The organism is Albidovulum sp. (assembly GCF_049646345.1).
Taxonomy (GTDB): domain Bacteria; phylum Pseudomonadota; class Alphaproteobacteria; order Rhodobacterales; family Rhodobacteraceae; genus Albidovulum.
The window spans coordinates 1-3245 of the sequence record NZ_JBARVQ010000433.1 but is presented as its reverse complement, the minus strand read 5'-3'; the positions used below and the strand labels follow the sequence as shown (position 1 = coordinate 3245).

At 61.3% G+C, this 3245-nt stretch carries 3 protein-coding genes; 2 read left to right on the top strand and 1 reads right to left on the bottom strand.

What is annotated here, in order from left to right:
- Positions 1-1069, top strand: a 1069-nt coding sequence (locus tag WBB85_RS10845) for a sensor histidine kinase (protein WP_432638632.1), incomplete at its 5' end; no start/stop codon positions are given.
- A gap of 2 nt (positions 1070-1071) precedes the next feature.
- Here the strand turns inward: WBB85_RS10845 and WBB85_RS10840 are convergent.
- Positions 1072-1707 carry a TetR/AcrR family transcriptional regulator gene (locus tag WBB85_RS10840; protein ID WP_432638631.1) on the bottom strand — a complete coding sequence of 212 codons (636 nt, stop codon included), beginning with the start codon at positions 1705-1707 and terminating at the stop codon, positions 1072-1074.
- Positions 1708-1859: 152 nt separating this feature from the next.
- Here WBB85_RS10840 and WBB85_RS10835 point away from each other — a divergent pair.
- The coding region (locus WBB85_RS10835) for an aminotransferase (RefSeq protein ID WP_432638630.1) at positions 1860-3245 on the top strand (1386 nt) is incomplete at its 3' end.

The following is a 3245-nucleotide window of genomic DNA, read 5'->3' as shown; positions in this document are numbered from 1 at the left end:
GCTCTATGTCGGTTTTCTGGAGGCGCCCTTCGTCGAGGCAGAGCGGCGGACGCTGGTCGAGATCGCCGCGGCTTTCGTCATCATGCTTGTCGTGTCCATTCCGGTCCTTCTGCGATGGGCGCGCGGTATCTTTGCCCCGCTTGAACGGATGAACGCGGTCATCGGCGCGGTAGAGGATGGGGATCTTGGTGCACGGTCGGGGCAGCCGGTGCCGGATGATGAAATCGGCCGGGTGGCCGGGCATCTTGACCACCTGCTTGATCAGATCGAGGAACGTGACAAACGGCTCCGCGACTGGGCCGAGGAACTGGAAGCCCGCGTGGCTGACCGCACAAGCGATCTGGAGGATGCAAACCGCCAGATCGAGGCCACGACGAAGCAGTTGATCGTCTCGGAGAAGCTGGCTGCAATCGGTGAGATTACGGCAGGCGTCGCGCATGAAATCAATAATCCTTTGGCAGTGATACAGGGCAATCTTGATGTGGTTCGGGACGATCTGGGCGCCCGTGCGCAGCCCTTGAAAACCGAATTCACGCTGATACAGGAGCAGATTCAGGCGATCCATATCCTTGTCTCGAAACTCCTGCGGTTCGCCCGGCCCGAGGAATATGCCGACAGCGGCATAGGCAACGATCCCGATGACGTGATCCGCGATACGATGCCGCTTGTGCAGCACCTGCTGGCCAAGGCAAGGGTCGAGGTGGGGCTTGATCTGGCCGCCGGTGCCGTCGTTTCGATGAACCAGACCGAGCTGCAGCAGGTGCTGATCAACCTGATGGTCAACGCCATACAGGCGATGCCTGAGGGCGGACGGCTGGATCTGACGACGCGGGCCGAGGGGGGCAATATCCGCATCACCGTCACCGATACCGGGACAGGCATGGCGCAAGAGGTGCTCGCCCGCATCTTCGATCCGTTCTACACCACGAAACGCAGTGAAGGCACCGGGCTTGGCCTGTCGATCAGCCGCAATCTGGTCGCGCGCGGTGGCGGCACGATCAGCGTCGACAGCACGCCCGGCAAGGGCACGCGCTTTGACATCCTGCTGCCGGTCGCCAGCGGCGCGTGACCTCAGTCGCCGAAATGCTGCGGGAAGAAGGTTCTGGCCATATGCAGGACAATCGACCGCGCCTCGTCCCGACTGAAACTGTTGGGATGCAGGTGAAAATCGGTCCAGAGCCCTTCCAGCGCGATGGTGAAGGCGCGCGCCGCCTTTGTCGGATCGACTTCCGGATAGGTGCCGCCCGCGCAGATTTCGCTGCAGATGTCATGCACGGCCTTGGTCATCGGCCCCTCGCGCGAGTCGATGAAGGGCATGTAGTCGGGGTTTGAATGGGCTTCGCCCCGAAAGGCGAACCAGATCGCCATGGTGCGCCGGTTGAGAACGGCGGGGTCGAAATCGGCCTCGACAATCGCCCGGAGCCGATCCTCGGGCCGGGGGCCGGCTTTGTTCATCGCGGCCTGCCAGTGGTTGGCATAGGCATCCGAGAAATGCCGGGCAACTTCCAGCAGCAGGTTGGCTTTCGACGTGAAATGCAGGTTGATCATGCCGCGCGAGAGGCCGGCATGCTCCAGGATGCGGCTGACGGAGACCGCAGCCAGGCCATGTTCAAGGATGGCATTCGCCGTCGCCTCGATCAGCTTCAGCCGGTGACGTTCCTTGCCCAGATCGCGGGCGGACAGACGGTCTTCTGCGGTCGTGCTCATGGTCTTTCGAGTCCCTGTCCTTTCCTCATCGCTAGCACGGTTCCGGGCATAACCGCCATAGGATCGGGTTGGCAGGCGATTGACTATGAATGAACGATTGTTCATTATTCTTCCCGTACAACAGAGGCGGCCCGGAGGGCCGGGACATTCCGATGACGAACCTGCCCAATGATTTTGACCGTATTCGCGACTGGGACAATGCGCATTTTCTGCATCCCTGGGAGGCGATGGAGGATCACGGATCCAACACCCGTACGTTTGCGGAGGGGGCGAAAGGCATTCATGTGATTGACGAGACGGGCCGTCATCTGATCGACGGGCCGGGGGGGATGTGGTGCGTCCAGATCGGCTACGGGCGCGAAGAGATCGGGCAGGCCATGGCCGATCAGGCCCGCGATATGGCCTATTACTCACCCTATTCACAGGGCAATTCGGTGGTGGCGGAACTGGCGGCGAAGATCGCCGAACGGACGCCGGGGGATCTGAACAAGGTTTTCTTCACCACCGGCGGTTCGACCGCCGTCGATACCGCGATCCGCTTTCTGCATTACCGCAACAACATCATGGGGCGGCCGGAAAAGAAAATCGTGATTTCGCGCCAGAAAGCCTATCACGGGTCTACCTATCTTTCGGCCACGATGAGCGGCAAGGAGCGCGACAAAAGCTGGTTCGACTTTGCCAATGATATCGTGCACTTCCTGCCCGACGTGAATCCTTACCGGCGGCCTGAGGGGATCAGTGTCGAGGCCTTTCTGGATGCCAAGGTTGATGATCTTGAAAATGCGATCCTGACGCTTGGCCCCGAGCGGGTTGCCGCCTTCATCGCCGAGCCGATCCTTGCCTCAGGCGGCGTGATCGTGCCGCCTGCGGGCTATCATGCGCGCTGCCTTGAGGTCTGCCGCAAACATGATGTCCTCTACATCTCGGATGAGGTCGTGACCGGCTTTGGCCGTCTCGGCCACTGGTTCGCCTCGGAAGATGTCTTTGGCATCACCCCCGACATCATCACCTGCGCCAAGGGCATGACCTCGGGCTATGTGCCGATGGGGGCCTGCATCATTTCCGACCAGTTGATCGATGACGTGTCGGGCGAAGGGGCCAAGGGATCGATCTTCTCGAACGGCTATACCTATTCCGGCCATCCGGTCTCGGCGGCCGCCGCGCTGAAAAATATGGAGATCATCGAGGGCGAGGGCATCCTTGACCATGTCCGCGCCATCACCCCGCATTTTCAGGAGCGGATGCAGGCGCTTGCCGAGCTGCCGATCGTCGGCGATGTGCGTGGTATGGGTCTGATGGGCTGCGTCGAATGCGTGGCCGATCGCGAAAGCCGCAATCCCCTTGCGCTCGACAAGGAGGTCGGTGCCCGGATCGACGCGCATTGTCAGGAGCTGGGGCTGATCGTACGGCCGCTGATCAATATGTGCGTCTTTTCGCCGCCGCTGGTGATCACGACGGGTGAAATCGACCAGATGTTCGACATTCTGGCCGAAGGTATCCGCCGGGCGAGCGACGATCTTGCGCGCGAGGGGCTCTGG

Coding starts and splice junctions, on each gene's coding strand:
- WBB85_RS10840 (WP_432638631.1), bottom strand. CDS start 1,707: ATGAGCACGACCGCAGAAGACCGTCTGTCCGCCCGCGATCTGGGCAAG.